General features: G+C 46.5%; 1 pseudogene. It reads right to left on the bottom strand.

Going from position 1 to position 551, the window contains the following annotated elements:
- Positions 1-177: 177 nt before the first annotated feature.
- A pseudogene (locus R7R24_RS29550) lies at positions 178-551 on the bottom strand (pyroglutamyl-peptidase I); the annotation flags it as partial.

The following is a 551-nucleotide window of genomic DNA, read 5'->3' on the forward strand; positions in this document are numbered from 1 at the left end:
ACTCGCCTTTTTTGAGAGTAAGCCCCTGACACCTCCTGTGACAAGGGCACCGAACGAAAGTCATACACCTTCAATCCGACACTCTAATGCTACTCCTTTCGAAGCAAGCAAAATTTGAGCAAGTTAACATTTGGCAGAACATACGCTTAGTAACTTATTAGTTATTTCAGTAGCTTACTAACAAATTTGTCCACCACTCACCACAACATCGCTTTCGTGATCAATGACAACTTGTGCCACCAACTTTAGGCCAGCCACGATCATATCGAGGCTCATTGACGGGTGATTGCCATCCGTCGCTTGCTCAGGCAACAACGGAATATGCACAAATCCATGCCGAATCGATTTGTCCCTCAGATAATGCTGCACACCATAAAACAGGTGGTTGCACACAAACGTCCCCGCGCTATTAGAAACCTGACAAGGGATGCCACTCTCATGCAACGTTTGAGCAATACGCTTGATTGGCAAAGACGAAAAATACGCATCCGGGCCTTGTTCGATGATTGGCTCATCGATTGGCTGATTGCCACCGTTGTCTGGAATTCCGA

It is taken from the genome of Vibrio sp. 704 (assembly GCF_033339295.1).